At 66.7% G+C, this 17,109-nt stretch carries 12 protein-coding genes; 5 read left to right on the top strand and 7 right to left on the bottom strand.

Annotated elements, in window-relative coordinates; genetic code table 11:
* Window positions 1–204 precede the first annotated feature (204 nt).
* The 4 genes from ADBZ6K_RS15750 to ADBZ6K_RS15735 are packed head-to-tail and all read left to right on the top strand — an operon-like array spanning window position 205 to window position 7,725.
* Window positions 205–1,626 (top strand): condensation domain-containing protein, encoded by a 1,422-nt coding sequence (locus ADBZ6K_RS15750; protein ID WP_526348280.1) that lies wholly within the window; start codon window positions 205–207, stop codon window positions 1,624–1,626.
* A 58-nt stretch (window positions 1,627–1,684) separates the two neighbouring features.
* Entirely contained in the window at window positions 1,685–4,726 is a 3,042-nt protein-coding gene (locus ADBZ6K_RS15745; protein WP_526348278.1) for an MMPL/RND family transporter, read from the top strand.
* A gap of 57 nt (window positions 4,727–4,783) precedes the next feature.
* On the top strand, window positions 4,784–5,917 hold the full coding sequence (gene pe, locus ADBZ6K_RS15740; RefSeq protein WP_526348276.1) for an acyltransferase PE: 1,134 nt from the start codon (window positions 4,784–4,786) through the stop codon (window positions 5,915–5,917).
* Between the two features lie 8 nt (window positions 5,918–5,925).
* On the top strand, window positions 5,926–7,725 hold the full coding sequence (locus ADBZ6K_RS15735) for a fatty-acid--AMP ligase (RefSeq protein ID WP_526348274.1): 1,800 nt from the start codon (window positions 5,926–5,928) through the stop codon (window positions 7,723–7,725).
* 15 nt (window positions 7,726–7,740) lie between these two features.
* Here the strand turns inward: ADBZ6K_RS15735 and ADBZ6K_RS15730 are convergent, their stop codons facing one another.
* The 5 genes from ADBZ6K_RS15730 to ADBZ6K_RS15710 all read right to left on the bottom strand — a co-directional run bounded on the left by ADBZ6K_RS15730 (window position 7,741) and on the right by ADBZ6K_RS15710 (window position 14,009).
* The gene (locus ADBZ6K_RS15730) at window positions 7,741–8,412 is read right to left on the bottom strand and encodes a GAP family protein (protein ID WP_526348272.1); all 672 of its coding nucleotides are present in this window, start codon (window positions 8,410–8,412) and stop codon (window positions 7,741–7,743) included.
* 5 nt (window positions 8,413–8,417) lie between these two features.
* Entirely contained in the window at window positions 8,418–9,725 is a 1,308-nt protein-coding gene (locus ADBZ6K_RS15725; RefSeq protein WP_526348270.1) for an MFS transporter, read from the bottom strand.
* 258 nt (window positions 9,726–9,983) lie between these two features.
* Window positions 9,984–11,345, bottom strand: coding sequence for an MFS transporter (locus tag ADBZ6K_RS15720; RefSeq protein ID WP_526348268.1), 1,362 nt, complete (start codon window positions 11,343–11,345; stop codon window positions 9,984–9,986).
* A gap of 67 nt (window positions 11,346–11,412) precedes the next feature.
* Window positions 11,413–12,891 (bottom strand): NAD-dependent succinate-semialdehyde dehydrogenase, encoded by a 1,479-nt coding sequence (locus ADBZ6K_RS15715; RefSeq protein ID WP_526348266.1) that lies wholly within the window; start codon window positions 12,889–12,891, stop codon window positions 11,413–11,415.
* Window positions 12,888–14,009, bottom strand: a complete 1,122-nt coding sequence (locus ADBZ6K_RS15710; RefSeq protein ID WP_526348264.1) for an alcohol dehydrogenase catalytic domain-containing protein — start codon at window positions 14,007–14,009, stop codon at window positions 12,888–12,890. Before ADBZ6K_RS15710 ends, ADBZ6K_RS15715 begins: the two co-directional genes overlap by 4 nt.
* 220 nt (window positions 14,010–14,229) lie before the next feature.
* Between ADBZ6K_RS15710 and ADBZ6K_RS15705 the strand changes: the two genes are divergently transcribed.
* Window positions 14,230–15,966 carry a helix-turn-helix domain-containing protein gene (locus ADBZ6K_RS15705; RefSeq protein WP_526348262.1) on the top strand — a complete coding sequence of 579 codons (1,737 nt, stop codon included), beginning with the start codon at window positions 14,230–14,232 and terminating at the stop codon, window positions 15,964–15,966.
* Between the two features lie 112 nt (window positions 15,967–16,078).
* Here the strand turns inward: ADBZ6K_RS15705 and ADBZ6K_RS15700 are convergent, their stop codons facing one another.
* Entirely contained in the window at window positions 16,079–16,243 is a 165-nt protein-coding gene (locus ADBZ6K_RS15700) for a tautomerase family protein (protein ID WP_526348260.1), read from the bottom strand.
* Complete coding sequence (locus tag ADBZ6K_RS15695) at window positions 16,203–16,982, bottom strand: alpha/beta fold hydrolase (RefSeq protein WP_526348258.1); 780 nt, start codon at window positions 16,980–16,982, stop codon at window positions 16,203–16,205. The genes ADBZ6K_RS15700 and ADBZ6K_RS15695 overlap by 41 nt, the downstream gene beginning before the upstream one ends.
* Window positions 16,983–17,109: the final 127 nt, after the last annotated feature.

The following is a 17,109-nucleotide window of genomic DNA, read 5'->3' as shown; positions in this document are numbered from 1 at the left end:
TCTGTCGCGCATCGGACGCGCGCGCGAATGCCACCTCACCCCCCGTCGGACACTATTTCACGCGCGGCCGCGGCTCGCGCGGCGTTGCTGGCTGTGCGGTCGCCCGTATCGGGCGGCTGCCCACACACCGGGGGTATGTTGGGGCGGCCACGTGTGATGCCGGCCGCGGGCCGGCCAAGCGGGGGGTACGGAAAGGACCACGTCTTGCGCATCGGAAAGATCACGATTGGCGCGCTTGATGAATGGTCGGTGAGTCCGGGGTCGGTCACGTCCTGGCATCCGACAGCCGCGTCCGCCGAGAAGGCGCAGCGGGCGCCGGCGAGCTCCGTGCCGATCAGCCACATGCAGGGCCAGCACCTTCGTAACTACAGCGAACGGACGTCCGCAGGACTGAACTTCTCCCGGCAGATCATCGCCAGCTGCGAGGTGGCCGGCCAATGCGACATCGCCGCCATGGATCGCGCCGTCAATGCATATCTACGACGGCACGACACATTTCGCAGCTGGTTCGAACAGACCGGTGACGGGGAGTTCGTCCGGCACGCCATCGAGGATCCGGCCGATATCGAATTCACGCCGATCGATCAGGGCGCCATGACGGCTGAGGAAATTCATGCGCACGTCGTGGCCATTCCGAGTCCGTTGGAGTGGGGCTGCTTCACCTTCGGGGTCGTTCAGAACGACGGGTTTTTCACGTTTTTTGCCGCCATCGATCACGTACACGGGGACGCGACGTTGATCGGCACGACGATGCTGGAAGCCAACGGAATGTATTCGGCGCTCAGTGGCGGGGGCCCGGCGCTCATCCTTCCCGATGCCGGCAGCTTCGATGATTTCTGTGTCCGCGAGCGGGAACACACATCCGCGTTGACGCTCGATTCCCCGGGCGTACGCGCCTGGATCGAATTCGCTGAGAACAACAACGACGGCTTTCCCGAGTTTCCGCTGCCACTGGGCGACCCGAACACCTCCACCAGCAGCGACATGACCTCGATGGTCCTGATGGACGTCGCGCAGACGGAACGCTTCGAATCGGCCTGCACCGCGGCAGGCGCACGCTTCGTCGGTGGCTTATTCGCTTGCCTGGGCCTCGTCGAGCACGAATTCACCGGTGCGCTCACGTATTACGGGCTCACCCCGAGGGATTCCCGCACCGCCGGCGACAATTTCATGACGCAGGGGTGGTTTACCGGCCTGATCCCCATCACCGTCCCGGTAGCGGCGACCTCATTCAGCGACGCCGCCTGGGCGGCGCAGGCCGCTTTCGATTCGAGCCTGGACATGTCGAGAGTTCCGTACTACCGCGTGCTGGAATTGGCCCCGTGGCTGAACTGGCCCCGGCCGAACTTTCCGGTCTCGAATTTCCTGCACGGTGGCGCCGCCCCGCTCAACGCGATCCTCGCCGCGGCTGACATGGGCCTCGCGAACAACATCGGGATTTACCCCGACGGGCGTTTCTCCTACCAGTTGACGATCTACATATTCCGTTACGGGGAGGGGACGGTCATGGCGATCATGCACCCCGACAATCCGGTTGCCCGGAAATCGGTCACCCGATACATCGAGGCGATGAGGTCGGTGTCCGCACGGGTCGCCCACAGCGGGCATTGGGGACGGGTCGCATAGGCGAGGACAGTTCGATGGGCAGACTTTCTGCGTTCCGCGATTTGGGGGCCGGGTTGGTATGCGACGGCTAGCCGAGGTGGTGGCGCGCTGGCCCTGGGCGGTGATCGGGATCTGGGTCGCGTTGGCGGTTGCGCTGCCGCTGGCGTTCCCGTCGCTGGCCGAGATGTCCCAGCGGCATCCGCTCGCGATCCTGCCCAGCGACGCGCCGTCGAGCGTCGCCGCCAAGAAGATGACCGAGGCGTTTCACGAATCGGGCAACGACGACCTCCTGTTGGTGGCGCTGATCAACGAGAACGGGCTGGGCCCCGCTGACGAGGCGGTGTACCGCAAGCTCGTGGACGCGCTGCGCGACAACACGACGGACGTCGTGAGCGTGCAGGATTTCGTCAGCACGCCCCAACTGCGCCAGTTCCTGACCAGTGAGGACAAGACGACCTGGGTGCTTCCCGTGGGTCTGGCGGGGGAGTTGGGCACGCCGCGGTCCTTCGAGTCGTTCAACCGCGTGGCCGACATCGTCGAGCACACCGTCCCGCAACAGCAAGGCCCGCTGGAGGTGCATCTCACCGGTCCGGCGGCCACGGTCGCCGACCTCACGGTTGCGGGTCAGCGGGACCGCCTGCCGATCGAGATCGCTATCGCCGTCCTGGTTCTCGGTGTGCTGCTGGTGGTCTACCGCAACCCGGTCACGATGATGCTCCCGTTGGTGACGATCGGGTCGTCCCTGCTGATTGCGCAGGCGCTGGTGGCGGCGTATTCGATGCTGACCGGGTCGGGCGTGTCGAACCAGTCCGTCATCTTCCTGAGCGCGATCATGGCAGGCGCGGGAACGGATTACGCGGTCTTCCTGATCAGCCGATATCACGACTATCTGCGCTCGGGTGCGGATTCCGACGAGGCGGTCAAGGCGGCGATGGTCTCGATCGGGAAGGTGATCAGCGCTTCGGCGGCCACGGTGGGCATCACCTTCCTTCTCCTGAGCTTCGCCAAGATGGGCGTGTTCAAAACGGTCGGTGTGTCATCGGCGATCGGGATCGGCGTCGCCTACCTCGCCGGGCTTACCCTGTTGCCCGCGATCCTGGTGCTTGCGGGCCCGCGCGGCTGGGTGAACCCACGGCGCGAACTGACCGCCCAGTTCTGGCGCCGTTCGGGTATCCGCATCGTGCGCAACCCGGTGCGCCACCTGGTGGCCAGCCTGCTGCTGTTGAACCTGCTCGCCAGCGTCGCGATCTTCGCGCAGTACAACTATGACGACCGCAAGGCAGTGGCGGCCTCGGCGCCGAGTTCGGTCGGGTACGCCGCGCTGGAGCGACATTTTCCGATCAGCCAGTCCATTCCCGAATACATCCTCATCCAGTCGCCGCATGATCTGCGCACCCCGCGTGCCCTCGCCGACCTGGAGCAGCTCGCTTCGCGTGTCGCCCAGTTGCCCGACGTCGGTCTCGTCAGCGGCATCACCCGGCCCCTGGGCGAGGTGCCGCCCGAATTCAGGGCCACCTATCAGGCGGGTCTTGTCGGTTCCCGGCTGGCCGACGGCTCCACCCAGATCGGCCAGCGCACCGGCGACCTGAATCGGCTGACGGCCGGGGCCAACACGGTGGCCGACAGCCTCGCCGACGTGCGCAGCCAGGTCAACAAGATCGCGCCGAGTATCCAGAGCCTGCTCAACGCGCTCACCTCGGTGCGAACCCAATATGGTGGCGACAAGCTGGTGCGCGACGTCGACACCGCCGCCAAGCTCGTCGACGGGATCAACGAGCTCGGCAATTCGATGGGTGTGAACTTCTCCGCCGTGAGGGATGTGTTCGCCTGGATCGGGCCGGTCCTGACGGCGCTGCAGGGCAACCAGGTATGCGACGCCGATCCCTCGTGCGCCGCGACCCGTCAACAGTTCGAGCGGCTCGCCGCCGCGCGTAACGACGGAAGTCTCAACCAGATCAACGATGCCGCCCAGCAGCTGCAGGGTTTCGGTGGCGGACAGACGCTGACCGCGTCGGTGAACAAGCTCAACCGCGCACTGGCGACGGTCGCGGATGCCGTCCAGACCATGGGGCTGAACAGGCCCGGCGGCGCGCAGGCGGGCCTGTCCGAGCTGCGCCAAGGCGCCGACCGGCTGGCCGGCGGGAGCCAGCAGGTAGCCGCCGGCGTCGACGAGCTCGTCGAGCAGGTCAAGGTGATCGCCGCCGGACTCGACGAGGCATCGGTATTCCTGCTGAACATGAAGAGCAACGCTGCCGATCCGTCGCAGGCCGGGTTCAACATCCCCGAACAGGTGCTGGGTCTGCCGGATTTCCAGAAGGCAGCCCAGGCGTTCATCTCGCCGGACGGCCACTCCGTGCGATACCTGGTGCAAACCAAACTCAACCCGTTCAGCTCCGAGGCGATGGATCAGGTCAATCAGATCGGCGACGTCGCTCGGGGCGCTCAGCCCAACACCGCACTGGCCGACGCCACCGTCTCGATGGGCGGGTTTCCCGCCGCGCTGCGCGACACGCGTGACTACTACCAGCAGGACATCCGGTTCATCATCATCGCGACGCTGATCGTCGTCCTGCTGACGCTGATGGCGCTGCTGCGTGCGATCGTCGCGCCGCTGTATCTCGTCGGGTCCGTGGTGATTTCGTATTTCGCGGCGATCGGCATCGGCGTGCTGGTGTTCCAAATCCTGCTCGGCCAGCAGTTGCACTGGAGCGTGCCCCCGTTGGCCTTCGTGGTGCTGATCGCCGTGGGCGCCGACTACAACATGCTTTTCGTGTCGCGGATGCGCGACGAGTCGCCGCACAGCGTCCGTCACGGGATCATCCGTACCCTGAGCACGACCGGCGGCGTGATCACCGCGGCGGGTCTGATCTTCGCCGCTTCGATGGCCGGTCTGTTGTTCTCCAGCATCGGCATCGTGATCCAGGGCGGTTTCGTGATCGGGGTGGGAATTCTGCTGGACACCTTCGTGGTGCGCACCGTCACGGTGCCGGCGATAGCGGCGCTGGTCGGGCGGGCGAACTGGTGGCCATCGCGGGTGGACGCGACCCGGTCGTCCCCGACGTCCCGGTCATCCCCGTCGGCGGCCCTGTCTTCGGGCGAAACCGCCGGACCGGTGGGTTAGCGCACGCCCGTGATGTATGTGAGACTACGAAACGACGCACAGCGGTCAGGAGTAGGGATGAAGAAGCTCCGCGCAGGACTTGCGGTGCTGGTAACTGCCGGTGTCACAGGTGCTTTCGGCGTCGGCCCTGCGATCGCCGACGAAACCCGGCCCCCGGCGCCGCCTGCCCCCGCTCCGCCGCCCCTGGTGCCGGCCGACACCGGCACCGCATACGCGTTGGGCGGCGCCCACGTTCTCGGCATCCCCTATGACGAGTACATCCGCATGACCGGCGAGGACTGGTTCCCGGGCATGAAGCGGACGAAGGTCGACTATCCGGCCGGACAGGTCCAGGGGCACACCCTCGAACGCTTGCTTCCCGGCATCGGCGCATTGGGCGAGGAGATCTATCCCGGCCTGGGGCTCGACGGCCCCAGCATCGGCGAGTCGGTCGACGAGGGCGAGGGAAACCTCATCGCCGCCATCCGCAACGGCGGCCCCGGACGGGCGATGGGATTGTCCGAGGGAGCGCTGGTGCTCAACGCCGTCAAGGCGCAGCTCGCCAACGACCCGGCGGCACCGCCGCCGGACCAACTGAAGTTCGCGACGTTCGGCGACCCCATCGCCATACACCCCTTCGGCGAGAGTTTCCTCACCCAGATGTTCCCCGTTGGCAGCGTCGTGCCCTCGATGGACTACCGCATACCGGCTCCGGTCGAAAGCCAGTACCACACCGACCAGTTCGTCTCCGCCTACGACAGCATCGCCGACTTCCCCGACCGCCCCGACAACCTGTTCGCGCTCGCCAACTCGATCGCGGGTCTGGCCACCGGCCACACCGCGGTGGCGTTCACCAACCCGAGCATGGTGCCACCGCAGAACATCAGGACGACCGTCAACTCCAAGGGTGCGACGACGACGACGTACCTGATTCCCGAGGAGCACCTTCCGCTTGTGCTGCCCTTCAAGTACCTCGGGTACGACAAGGACACGCTGAATCGTCTCGACGCGATACTGCTGCCCCGGGTGAATGCGGGCTACTCACGCAACGACGACCCGGCGACCGCTCCGGTCCAGGTGGATCCGGTGCACGGCTTCGATCCGCTCGAGGTCACCGCACCGGCGAACGAGGCGACGTTCGGCGGCGGCACCGATCCGATGTCGGAGCTCGTCAACGTCGTCCTGTCCACGTTCGCCACCGGCCCGCGCTGACACCGCCGATGTCCCCGTCCACCGTTCTCTCGATGCTGCATGGACGTGCCAGCCTGCGTCCCGACGACGCGGCCTTCACGTTCACCGATTACACCGTGCCGACGGGGACCTCCGAGACGCTCACCTGGTCACAACTGTCGCGCCGGACGTGGAATCTGGCGCGTGAACTCAGCATGCGTGCGTCGGTCGGTGACAGGGCGGTGATCCTGGCTCCGCAGAGCCTGGACTACATCGTGGCTTTCCTGGGAGCCATGCAGGCAGGACTCATCGCTGTGCCGCTGCCACTGCCGCATCGCGGTGCGAACGACGAGCGGGTGGGCGCGGTCCTGGCCGACACGTCGCCGTCGGTCGTCCTCACCACCTCGGGGGTTGCCGGAGACGTCGGTGACTATGTCGACCAGTCGCGGCTGGACACCGCACCCAAGATCGTCGAAATCGACAGGTTGGATCTGGACGCCCGCGAACACTTCGGTGGATCGGGGGGCGGATCGGGCGGCGGATCGGGTATCGAGATCGCCGACGCGCCCAGCATCGCGTATCTGCAATACAGCTCGGGTTCGACCCGAACGCCGACCGGGGTCATGCTGTCCCATCGCAACCTCGAGGTGAATTTTGCCCAGTTGATGCGCAGCTACTTCGCGGATTCGGGCATCACCGTTCCCCAGGACACCACGATGGTGTCCTGGCTGCCCTTCTATCACGACATGGGTTTGGTACTCGGCGTCTGCGCCCCGATCCTCGGTGGCTTTCACGCGGTGCTGACCAGCCCGGTGGCGTTCCTGGAACGGCCGGCCCGCTGGATGCGGGCTCTCGCCGAGAATCCGCACGCGTGGTCGTCGGCGCCCAACTTTGCGTTTGATCTGGCCACCCGGAAGACCGAGGACAGCGACCTGGCCGGGCTGGACCTCGGCGGGGTGCTCGGCATCATCAGCGGTGCCGAGCGGGTCGAGTCGGCGACGTTGCGGCGCTTCGTTGACCGGTTCTCGCACTTCAACTTTCGCGACCACATGATCCGTCCGTCGTACGGTTTGGCGGAGGCGACCGTCTTCGTGACGAGCGGTACCTGGAGCGAATCGTCGCCGGCCGCCCACTTCGGCACCGACGAGTTGTCAGCGGGCCGCGTGGTGCGGCGCGCAACCGCAACCGCAACCGGCACGGCAGCTGGGCAAACCACTGCGCTTGTGAAATACAAGGTGCCGCAATCACCTACGCTGCGGATCGTCGACAGCGACACCTGCCGTGCGTGCCCATCGGGGTTGGTCGGCGAGATCTGGGTGCACGGCGCCAACGTCGCCGACGGCTACTGGCGTAAACCGCCGGAACAGCAGCGGTGCTTCGGCGCGACGCTGGTCGACCCGTCGCCAGGCACGCCGGACGGACCCTGGCTGAGAACCGGTGACCTGGGTTTCATCTCCGAGGGTGAGTTGTTCATCGTCGGCCGCATCAAGGATCTGCTGATCATCCGTGGCCGCAACTACTATCCCGAGGACATCGAGGCGACGGTCCAGGAAATCACCCGCGGCCGGGTTGCGGCGATATCGGTCACCGCTAACGGCGCTGACAGCACCGAGAAGCTGGTCACCGTCATCGAGGTCAAGAAGGCGGGTGACTCCACCGAGCCGGCGCACCGGCTCAGCGAGATCAAGAGCGAAGTCACCGCCGCGATATCGAATGTGCACGGCCTGTACGTCGGGGATCTCGTCCTGGTGCCTGCGGGGTCGATCCCGACCACGACGAGCGGGAAGATTCGCCGCGCCGCGTGCGTCGAGCAGTACCGGCAGAGCCAGTTCGTCCGGTTGGACGCCTAGCTGTCTCTCCCACCGTCAGAGCCCAACCAACCCCGCGCCGAGTAGCACGCAACCGACGACGACCAACAGGACGGTGACCGCGCGGCGGCGCCGGGACCGTAGCCAATCCTGCAGCGCCGCCAGCGTTTCGCGGGTGCGGGCGGGAGCCACCAGGTAGCAGATCAGCGGGATCTCCACGAATGCGAACGCCACCATATTGAACATCAACAGGGCTCCGACCTGGACTGTCGCCGCGACACCGGAGGCGGCGATGAGCGCCAGTACGGCCAGATAGTCGACCGATGGCAGCGCGATGCCCAGGCCCGCGACGCCAGCCGTCCACAGTGAATGGCCGTAGAGCAGTTGTCGGGCCCGCATTGCGAGCGGTGCGAATACCCGTGCAGCCGGGCCCGTCGATTCGCCGCCGCGTCGATCCAGCAGGCCCGTTGCCAGCACCGCGGCGTAGCCCAGCAGTAGCGCACCGATGACGATCTGCACCCTGGGGAGGGTGAAATGGGCCGACCTCATGGCCGGTCGCAGGACGAACAGCACGACGATGCCCACCGTGATGCCCATCGCGAAGCCGCCGGTGAGGAAGGCGAGCAACTGCAGAAGGGGGCGGGGCCGGTTGATCATCAGGACCGTCGCCCCCATCCGGAACGGTTCCAGGCTGACGGCAACAGCCATCATGAGGAGCGTGAACCACATGACGGCTAGTGCGCCCCGCGCGGCACACGCACCATGATCATCGCCGTCAGACCTACCGCCAGCACGAGGCCCAGTCCAGCCAACCCGGCCCGCTCGGCATCGAACGCGTCGATGAAGGTGAAGAACATCCACGGCGCCAGGAACGACGCCGCCCGCCCGGTTGTGGTGTATAGGCCGAATGCCACCCCTTCCTTGCCTTCCGCAGACAGTTGCAGCATCAGTGCCCGGGCGGAAGCCATGGTCGGGCCGATGAACAGACACAGCAGCAGGCCGCAAATCCAGAACGCTTGCGGTCCGGATGATGCCAGCAGGGCCAGTCCGACACCGATCATCGCGGTGAGTGACCCCGTGATGACACGCTTGGAACCCACCGCGTCGTCGAGTCGGCCTCCAAGGAAGGCCCCAATTGCGGCGACGGTGCTTGCGCAGACGCCGAACACCAGCACGTCGGCGGGCGACAGCCCGTAGACGCCGACGCCGAGCACCGCGCCGAAGGTGAACACACCCGTCAGTCCGTCCCTGAACACCGCACTGGCCAACAGGTAGTAGATGACGTTGCGGTCGCGGCGCCATTCGCCCTTCAGCTCATCCCACAGCGCACGATAGGCGCCGAGGAACCCGACCTGAGGGTGCTCCTCGACGGGGGCATGCGCGCGTGCGGAGATCAGCAGTGGCCAGGCGAACAGCGCCATCCAGCCCGCGACGAGCAACATCGACGCCCGCACGTTGTCGCCGTCGTGCGCCCCGATTTCCAGTAGACCGCGGGTGTCGCCGTCACCCTGGATGAAGCCGGCGTACACGATCATCAGCAGCAGCACGCTGCCCAGAAATCCGGCGGCCAATCCCAGCCCGGAGACTCGTCCCGAGTTCTCCTCGGTCGACACCTGCCTGAGCATGGCGTTGTACGGCACGGTCGCCAGGTCGCTGCACGCTGCGGTGCACGCGAGCAGCGCCAGGCCAGGTAGCAAGTAGTGATAGTCGGCCCGGATCAGGCTCATCGCCGCCGTCAGCGCCACTACCAGGCCCGTGAGGACGGTGAGGGCCGTGCGGCGTCGGTTCGGTGCGTTCACCCAAACACCGGTCGCCGGCGCCAGCAGCGCGACGGACAGCCCGGCAATCGTCAGCGCTTGACCGAGCCAGCTTGCGGGCGTGCTGGAGCCGGGCAGCCCCGAACCGACTTGCTCGGTGAGGTAGACGGAGAAGACGAACGTGACGACGACGGCGTTCACGCCCGTCGCGCCGCAGTCCCACAGTGCCCATGCCGCCACGCCGGACCGCGGGGCGGTGTGGGGGTCCGCGCCGCGGCTGCTCATGGCTGTCTCGTCCTCACTCACCAGCATCGACTCCGGCGTGATTGCTACCCGTGTGCCACAAGATATCTCGGGAAGTGGCCGTGCGCTGCCGGGCGGGTCTCCTTGGCGGGAGGGAGCGTTCGTCGGCGAGTCGTGTACGTGGATGCCACTATCTGGCGGTGGATCTCGACCGCAGCCCGACGCGCTCGCTCGCCATCTCGCTCACGTTGTTCGTGCCAATGGGAGGCCGAGGCGCGTCGGTTCAAACGGAGTTAGACATCACCGCGGGACGCGCAGCCCTCCGCCGGTGTCCGCGGGTGCCGGTGCGCCGATGTCGTCGAGATCGACCGCCCTGCGGTCCGGAGCGAATGACACGGCGATCATGGCGATCACGGTGGTGCCGATCGCGAACAGGATCACCGGCCACAGGCTGCCGCCCGACCACAGCAACAGCGTGCTGGCCAGCACGGGCGTGAAGCTCGACAACAGGATCGCCGCCATCTGATAGCCGATCGAGATGCCTGAGTACCGCACCGCGGTCGGGAACAGCTCGCAGTAGAGCGCGGGCAGCTGCGCGTAGACCATGGCGTGCCCCAGTCCCATGAAGAGCATGGTTCCCGCGATGATCGCCCACGTCTGGCCGGTCTGCAGCAACAGGAAGATCGGTGCCGCGGTGGCGACGATGCACGCGCCGCCGATCAGGAAACTGCGGGGGCGACCGATGGCATCGGAGAGCCGTCCGTACACCGGGATCATGGCGATGTTGGCCGCGGCACCGATCATCGACGCGATCAGGCCGATACCCCGTGAGACGCCGAGGTTGGCGGTGACGTAGCTCAGCGCGAAAGTGGTGAACAGGTAATAGTTTCCGGCCTCTGCGAACCGGCCGAAGATGGCGATCAGCAGCGCACGGCGATGCTCTCGCACGAGAACGAGGAACGGCGCCTTCTGCTCTTCCGCAACCGCCTCCTGGCGCGCCTTCTCTGCGAGAAACGTCGGACTTTCCAGGGCCCGCAACCGGATGAAGAATCCCACCGCGGTGAGCGGGATGCTCAGCAAGAACGGTATCCGCCAACCCCATTGAGTGAATTCATCGCCGGAGACGGTGGTCGCCAGAATGATGGCCGCAGAGCCGAGCAGCAGCCCCGCGGACACCCCGATCTGCGGCCAGGAGCCGAAGTAGCCGCGGCGGGCGCGTGGGGCGCTTTCCACGGCGATGATCGCCGCGCCGCCCCATTCACCGCCGACCGCAAAGCCCTGCGCAAGGCGTAGCAGGCACAGCACGATGGGTGCGGCGAGACCGATCTGGTCGTACGTCGGCAGCAGCCCGATGAGCGCGGTCGCCACCGTCATCACCGAAAAGGTAAGGATGAGTGTGGATTTCCTGCCGATCCGGTCGCCGAGATGACCGGCGACCACAGCGCCCAGTGGCCGGGCCAGGAACCCGACGCCGAACGACGCGAGGGCGGCGATCTGGCCGATACCCGGCTCGAACTGCGGGAAGAACAGCGTGCCGAACACCAGCGCGGCTGTCGTTCCGTAGATGGTGTACTCGTACCATTCGACGATGGCCCCGATGGTTCCTGACTGCAGCGAGCGTTTCGCCGCAGTGCGGTCGTGATCGCGGGTTGGTGAACTCATGAACATCTCCTCGGGCAGGTTGATACGGCCGGCGAACTGCTGACAGTGGCCGGTGTGAACGGATGAATTAGTCTGTGGGTGAAGCGATCCCGACGTACATGGTCTCGAGGTACTCCTCGATTCCCTCGACGCCGCCCTCGCGGCCGAGGCCGGATTGCTTCACACCGCCGAAGGGTGCGGCCGGGTTCGACACGATGCCGGTGTTGACGCCGAGCATGCCGGTCTCCAGCCGTTCCGTCAGCCGGATTGTTCGGCCCAGGTCGCGGGTGTACACGTAGGCCGCCAACCCGAACGGTGTCGCGTTGGCGGCCTCGATCGCTTCGTCCTCGGTGCGAAAGACGGTGATCGGGGCGACCGGACCGAAGATCTCCTCGGTGAGCAGCCGGGCCGATGCGGGGATTCCGGTGAGCACCGTCGGCTGATAGAAATACCCGTCCCCGGCGACGGGAGCACCTCCGGTGAGTACCGACGCGCCGCGCTGGACGGCGTCGTCCACAAGGGATTGCACCTTCTCCCGGCTGCGCTCGTTGATCAGCGGCCCGATCTCGACGCCGTCCTCGGTTCCCCGGCCGACCATCTTCGCGGCGAAGCGTTCGGCGAGCGCAGCGGCGAACGCATCGGCGACGGACTCGTGGACGATGAACCGGTTGGCGGCCGTGCACGCTTCGCCGGCGTTTCGGAGTTTCGCGGCGAGCGCGCCTTCGACGGCGGCGTCGAGGTCGGCGTCGTCGAACACGAGGAACGGTGCGTTTCCGCCCAGCTCCATCGAGGTGCGCAGCACGGTGTCCGACGCCTGCTTCAACAGGGTGCGGCCGACTTCGGTTGAGCCGGTGAAGGACAGCTTTCGCAGCCGCGGATCGCCGAGCAACGGTGCGGTGGTCGCCGCGGCGGAGGAGGTGGTGACGACGTTGAGGACGCCGGGCGGCAGTCCGGCATCCGTAAGCACCTGCGCGAGCAGCAGCGCGGTCAGCGGTGTGAGATCGGCGGGCTTGACGATCATGGTGCAGCCTGCGGCGATGGCCGGCGCGACCTTACGGGTGACCATGGCAAGGGGAAAGTTCCACGGTGTGATCAGCAGGCAGGGCCCGACAGGTCTTTTGGTGATCAGTAGGCGAGAGCCGCCGTCGGGCGCGGTCGCGTAGCGTCCGTCGATCCTGGCTGCCTCTTCACTGAACCAGCGCAGGAATTCCGCGCCGTAGCGAACCTCGCCCGCGGACTCGGACAGCGACTTGCCCATCTCGAGTGTCATCAGCAGCGCGAAGTCGTCGGCGCGGGCATGAACGGCGTCGAAGGCGCGGCGCAGGATCTCCCCACGTGTCCGCGGCGCCGTCGCGGCCCAGTCGCGCTGCGCGGTGACCGCGGCGTCGAGTGCGTCCGCGGCATCGGCGGCCCCGGCGTCGGCCACCGTCGTCAAGGTGGACCCGGTGGCCGGGTCGGTGACAGAAAACCTTGCACCCGAACGACTCTCACGCCATTGACCGCCGATCAGCAGTCCTGTCGGCACGATGTCGAGCAGGCGGTTTTCCTCGATATGTCTTGTCGTCATCGGGTGGTTTCCTTCTCGAAGAGGATGATCTGCCGAATCGCTTCGCCGTCGGCAAGGTGGTCCATAGCGGAGTTGATCTCGTCGAGGCCGATGGTCGACGAAATCAGTGACTCCACCGGCAGGCGGCCCTCACGCCACAGCTGCGCGTACATCGGAATGTCGCGCGCGGGTACCGCCGACCCCAGGTAGCTGCCCACGATGACGCGTGCCTCGGCCGTCAGGGTCAGCGGTGAGACCGTGCTGGTGTCTTGCGGCGCCGGTAGGCCAACGGTCACCGTGGTACCGCCGACGTCGGTGACCGCCAATGCGGTTTCGAAGGCACGCGAGTTGCCCGCCGCCTCGATGACCACCTGTGCTCTGAGTCCGGCCGCGATCGCCTCGGCAGGCTCGAAAGCGGCATCGGCGCCGAGTTCGAGAGCCCGTTGGCGCTTTGACTCGACGGCATCGATACCGATGACCTTTCCCCGCCCCAGCGACACGGCGGTGATCAATGCCGCCATGCCCACACCGCCGAGGCCGACGACGACCACAGTGTCACCCTGTTGCGGGTTGCCAGCGTTGATGACCGCCCCGCCGCCGGTGAGCACGGCACACCCGAGCACCGCGGCGACGTGAGGCGGCACGTCGTCGTCGACGGCGACGACTGAACGCCGGTCCACCACAGCGTGATCGGCGAACGCCGACACGCCGAGGTGATGGCTCACCGGCCGCCCATCGTGGTGCAGCCGGCGCCCGCCGCCCAACAGTTCACCGGCGGTGTTGGAAGCCGAACCCGGTGTGCACGGCAGGCGCCCGTCGGTCCGACAGTTCGCGCACTCACCGCAGCGAGGCAGGAAGGACATCACCACGCGGCGGCCCACCGGCAGATCGTCGACACCCTCGCCGACCCGGACCACGCGGCCGGCGGCTTCGTGGCCGAGGACCATCGGCACGGGGCGAGATCGTGTTCCGTTGACTACCGAGAGGTCGGAGTGACACAGCCCGGCCGCCTCGATCTTGACCAGCACCTCGCCGGGACCGGGCTCGTCAAGGTCGAGCGCGACCAGCTTCACGGGCCGGGAATCGGCAAAGGGGCGCGGGCTGCCCGGCTCCGACAGCACGGCACCGCAGATCCTCATCGGGTGCTCCCGGCGCTGTCGTCGGGAATGCACGCAGCGCGTGACATCGGGGCGGGAATCTGAGTTGTCATGTGTACCGCTAACCTCCGTTTGTTTGTGTGGTGACACACAGGATGCGGTCGGCGCGATGTGGAAGCTATATGCGAAGATGCCATAATCAGAGTTTCAAAATGTGATACCGACACACTCTGCGCCGACACCGCGCCCTCGAAGGAGGTTGATGAAGGCCCTGCGTGAACCGGCCAGCGACGAAGTCCGCCGGGTTATCCGCCAGTGCGGCGAGGACCTCACCAGCGTCCGCGAACGCCACGTCATCCTGCGCGGAATCGTTCGCCGAGCCCGGCTGCTCGTCGGCACCGACATGGCTTACCTGAGCATCAACGACCTGGCCGACGGCGAGACCTATATCGCGTACAGCGAAGGCATCGAGACCGGGGAATACCGCAACATCAGGATGCCCCTGGGCACAGGCGTACTCGGCGCGGTTGCCGCGGGTAACCGGCCGGTCCAGACCTCGGCATACCTCTCCGACCCCGAGATGAACCATCTTCCCGAAATCGACGAGATCGTGCGGCTGGAGGGGGTTGAGGCGATCCTGGGGGTGCCGGTCCGCAATGCGGGGCGTGTGGTCGCCGCGCTGCTGGTCGCTCATCGAGAGTCGGCACGGTTCTCCGACACCACAATCGAGGCGCTCAGCGACATCGCCACCTGTGCCGGAGTCGCTTTCGAACAGATCCGGCTCAACCGCGAACTCAACGCCGTACAGGCAGAGGTTCTCAGCACCCAATCGACAACCCGCAGGCGCCACCATGAACTGGAATCGCTGCTACGTCTCGATGACCGGCTGACGTCGGCATTGATCGCTTCGACAGGGCTCCCTGGTCTCGTCGACGTCCTCGTGGAGACCGCGGGCGGCCCGGTCGGCGTCTACTCGCCATCGGGCGAATTCCTCGGCGGCACTGAGCTTATCGACGGCAGGATACTTCGTTCGCCGGAGCTCAGCGTGAAGGTCGCGGTGTCGCAACGCACACAGGGGGCAACGGTCGCCGATGGCGCCGACGGTGCCCTCCTGCTGATGGCCGCGGCGGCGGGGGAGGAACACATCGCCACGCTGGTGGGTGCTGAAACTCCCTCGATGCGAGCGGCTCTCGGCCGCGCCGCCGTGTTCGTGACCACCGTGCTCTTGTTCGAGCGAAGTATCGCCGAAGCCGACAGCCGCGCGCAGGCAGAGTTGATCGAGGACTTGATCGTTGCCGACGAACGCGGACGCCAAGCCCTTCTCAACCGGCTCAAGGCACTCGGTGTCGATGGCGAACGCGGGTTGACGATCGCGGTGTGCCAGGCCGATGGCGACGTGCGCAATCCCGCTACGCAATCGGCTTTGCGCGAGGCGCTTTCGGCAACGCCTGCGGTGATATCGCCGCATGCGGGACATGTTTGCATCGTCACCGCTGCACATGCCGAGCCGCAGGGTCAGCTCGGCGGCCGTGTTCACCGCGCCCTTCTCAGGCGCGGCGCGCATGCCAGGATCGGCACGGCCACTGCTTCTTTCATCGGTGACGTCGCAACGGCGCACCGGGAGGCCGAGGCTGTCGTCGACGCCCTGCGCGCGTTGGGGCGCGAACACGGTCATGCAGACGCGCTCGGTCTCGGGATCGCCGGAATGCTCACCGCCAATCGCGACGCGAGATGGGTCGACAGCCTCATCGCGCGGGTTCTGGGACCGGTCCTGGAGTACGACGTACGCAATCACACCCAGTTGTGCTTCACCGCATGGCAGTACCTCGAACACGGCGGACGGCTCGCCGACGTCTCACGGATCCTGCACGTCCACGCCAACACCGTCCGTCAGCGAGCCGACAGACTGGACACCCTTCTGGGCGAGACCTGGCGGCGCCCGCCGGACAGCGTGGACGTGCACTTCGCGCTGCGGTTGTGGCGTCTCCGGCAGCCCTGACGCGTTGCCTGATCTGCTCCTCGCGTCCGCGGCGGCTGGGCGACGAGTAGATCAGTGCGGGCCCGCCCGGCGAAACGAACCCTCGGGTCGTGTCGCAGGGAACCGACGATCTCTAGCCGACCGGTTGACCTGCGGCGAGTGCCTTCACATCGGCGACGTGAATCGGCTTTCCGCCGATGCCCCAATCGCCTCCCAGGACCTCCTCGATCACCACCCAGGTGACCGGCCGCATGTTCTCACCCTCGACCTCGACCAGGACGTCGGTGACCTTCCGCACGATGTCTTGCTTCTGCTCCGCGGAGAACAACGCCCTGGATGACTTTCACGTTGACGAATGGCATTTCGTTCACCCTTCTCTGGGTTCTGTTGCCGGCCGAGGCGAATGGTCGGCAGGTTTGGCGACACGCGGGTTGAGTGTCGCTGTGGACAGTGGATGTCCCTCGTGCACATCGTCTTCTGTGCACAGCGCCGATTCGTGGCCCCGTGACGATCAGGAACTGCAGTCCGGGCAGGAGTCGGCGCGCGATCGGCGCCGCCTCGAGCACTCGACGTAACAAGGGCTCGCCGACGGCGGTTCCGCCGACGGTGACCACGCACAGCCGTTGGTGCGGTGTGAGGCCAGTTGTGCCGCGAATATTTCTGCCATCCCGTGGATCGTCGAAAGTCGTTTGCCAGCGGCAGAGTTCGACGTCCGGGCGGGTGATCTTCAGCCCGCACGCGGGGGCGATGGCAACGATGCCGAGGGCTCGATCGGGATGTGCGGCGGCCAGGTGGACGGCCCAGGTGGCTCCGCAGGAGAAGCCGACCAGCACCGCTCGCTCGGTCTCCGTGGCGTCGAGAACAGCGAGGGCGTCGGCCGCGAACTCTCGATCGGCGAACGCCGCGGCGCCCCGCGGTCGGCTGGACAGGCCCGCGCCGCGCCCGTCGAAGGGGATGACCCGATAGTGCCGGACCAGGAACGCCACCTGCGCCTTCCAGAACCGCGACGGCACGACGGACCAGGTCGGCAGCAGCATGTCCGTCGTGGCGGCGCCACCGTAGACGTCGAAGTGCAGCGCGACGCCTTCGCGCCGCGCTGCACCCGAGCGGTCCGGTAGGCGGGCGGGCCGCTGTTCGGCCTTCACTCACCGATCGTCGCCGATC

The organism is Mycobacterium sp. (assembly GCF_044223235.1).
Taxonomy (GTDB): domain Bacteria; phylum Actinomycetota; class Actinomycetes; order Mycobacteriales; family Mycobacteriaceae; genus Mycobacterium.
Note: the sequence above shows the minus strand (reverse complement) of the source record. Positions and strands in the feature narration are given on the sequence as shown.

Coding starts and splice junctions, on each gene's coding strand:
- ADBZ6K_RS15745 (WP_526348278.1), top strand. CDS start 1,685: ATGCGACGGCTAGCCGAGGTGGTGGCGCGCTGGCCCTGGGCGGTGATC.
- pe (WP_526348276.1), top strand. CDS start 4,784: ATGAAGAAGCTCCGCGCAGGACTTGCGGTGCTGGTAACTGCCGGTGTC.
- ADBZ6K_RS15735 (WP_526348274.1), top strand. CDS start 5,926: ATGTCCCCGTCCACCGTTCTCTCGATGCTGCATGGACGTGCCAGCCTG.
- ADBZ6K_RS15730 (WP_526348272.1), bottom strand. CDS start 8,412: ATGTGGTTCACGCTCCTCATGATGGCTGTTGCCGTCAGCCTGGAACCG.
- ADBZ6K_RS15725 (WP_526348270.1), bottom strand. CDS start 9,725: ATGAGCAGCCGCGGCGCGGACCCCCACACCGCCCCGCGGTCCGGCGTG.
- ADBZ6K_RS15720 (WP_526348268.1), bottom strand. CDS start 11,345: ATGAGTTCACCAACCCGCGATCACGACCGCACTGCGGCGAAACGCTCG.
- ADBZ6K_RS15715 (WP_526348266.1), bottom strand. CDS start 12,891: ATGACGACAAGACATATCGAGGAAAACCGCCTGCTCGACATCGTGCCG.
- ADBZ6K_RS15710 (WP_526348264.1), bottom strand. CDS start 14,009: ATGAGGATCTGCGGTGCCGTGCTGTCGGAGCCGGGCAGCCCGCGCCCC.
- ADBZ6K_RS15705 (WP_526348262.1), top strand. CDS start 14,230: ATGAAGGCCCTGCGTGAACCGGCCAGCGACGAAGTCCGCCGGGTTATC.
- ADBZ6K_RS15695 (WP_526348258.1), bottom strand. CDS start 16,982: ATGCTGCTGCCGACCTGGTCCGTCGTGCCGTCGCGGTTCTGGAAGGCG.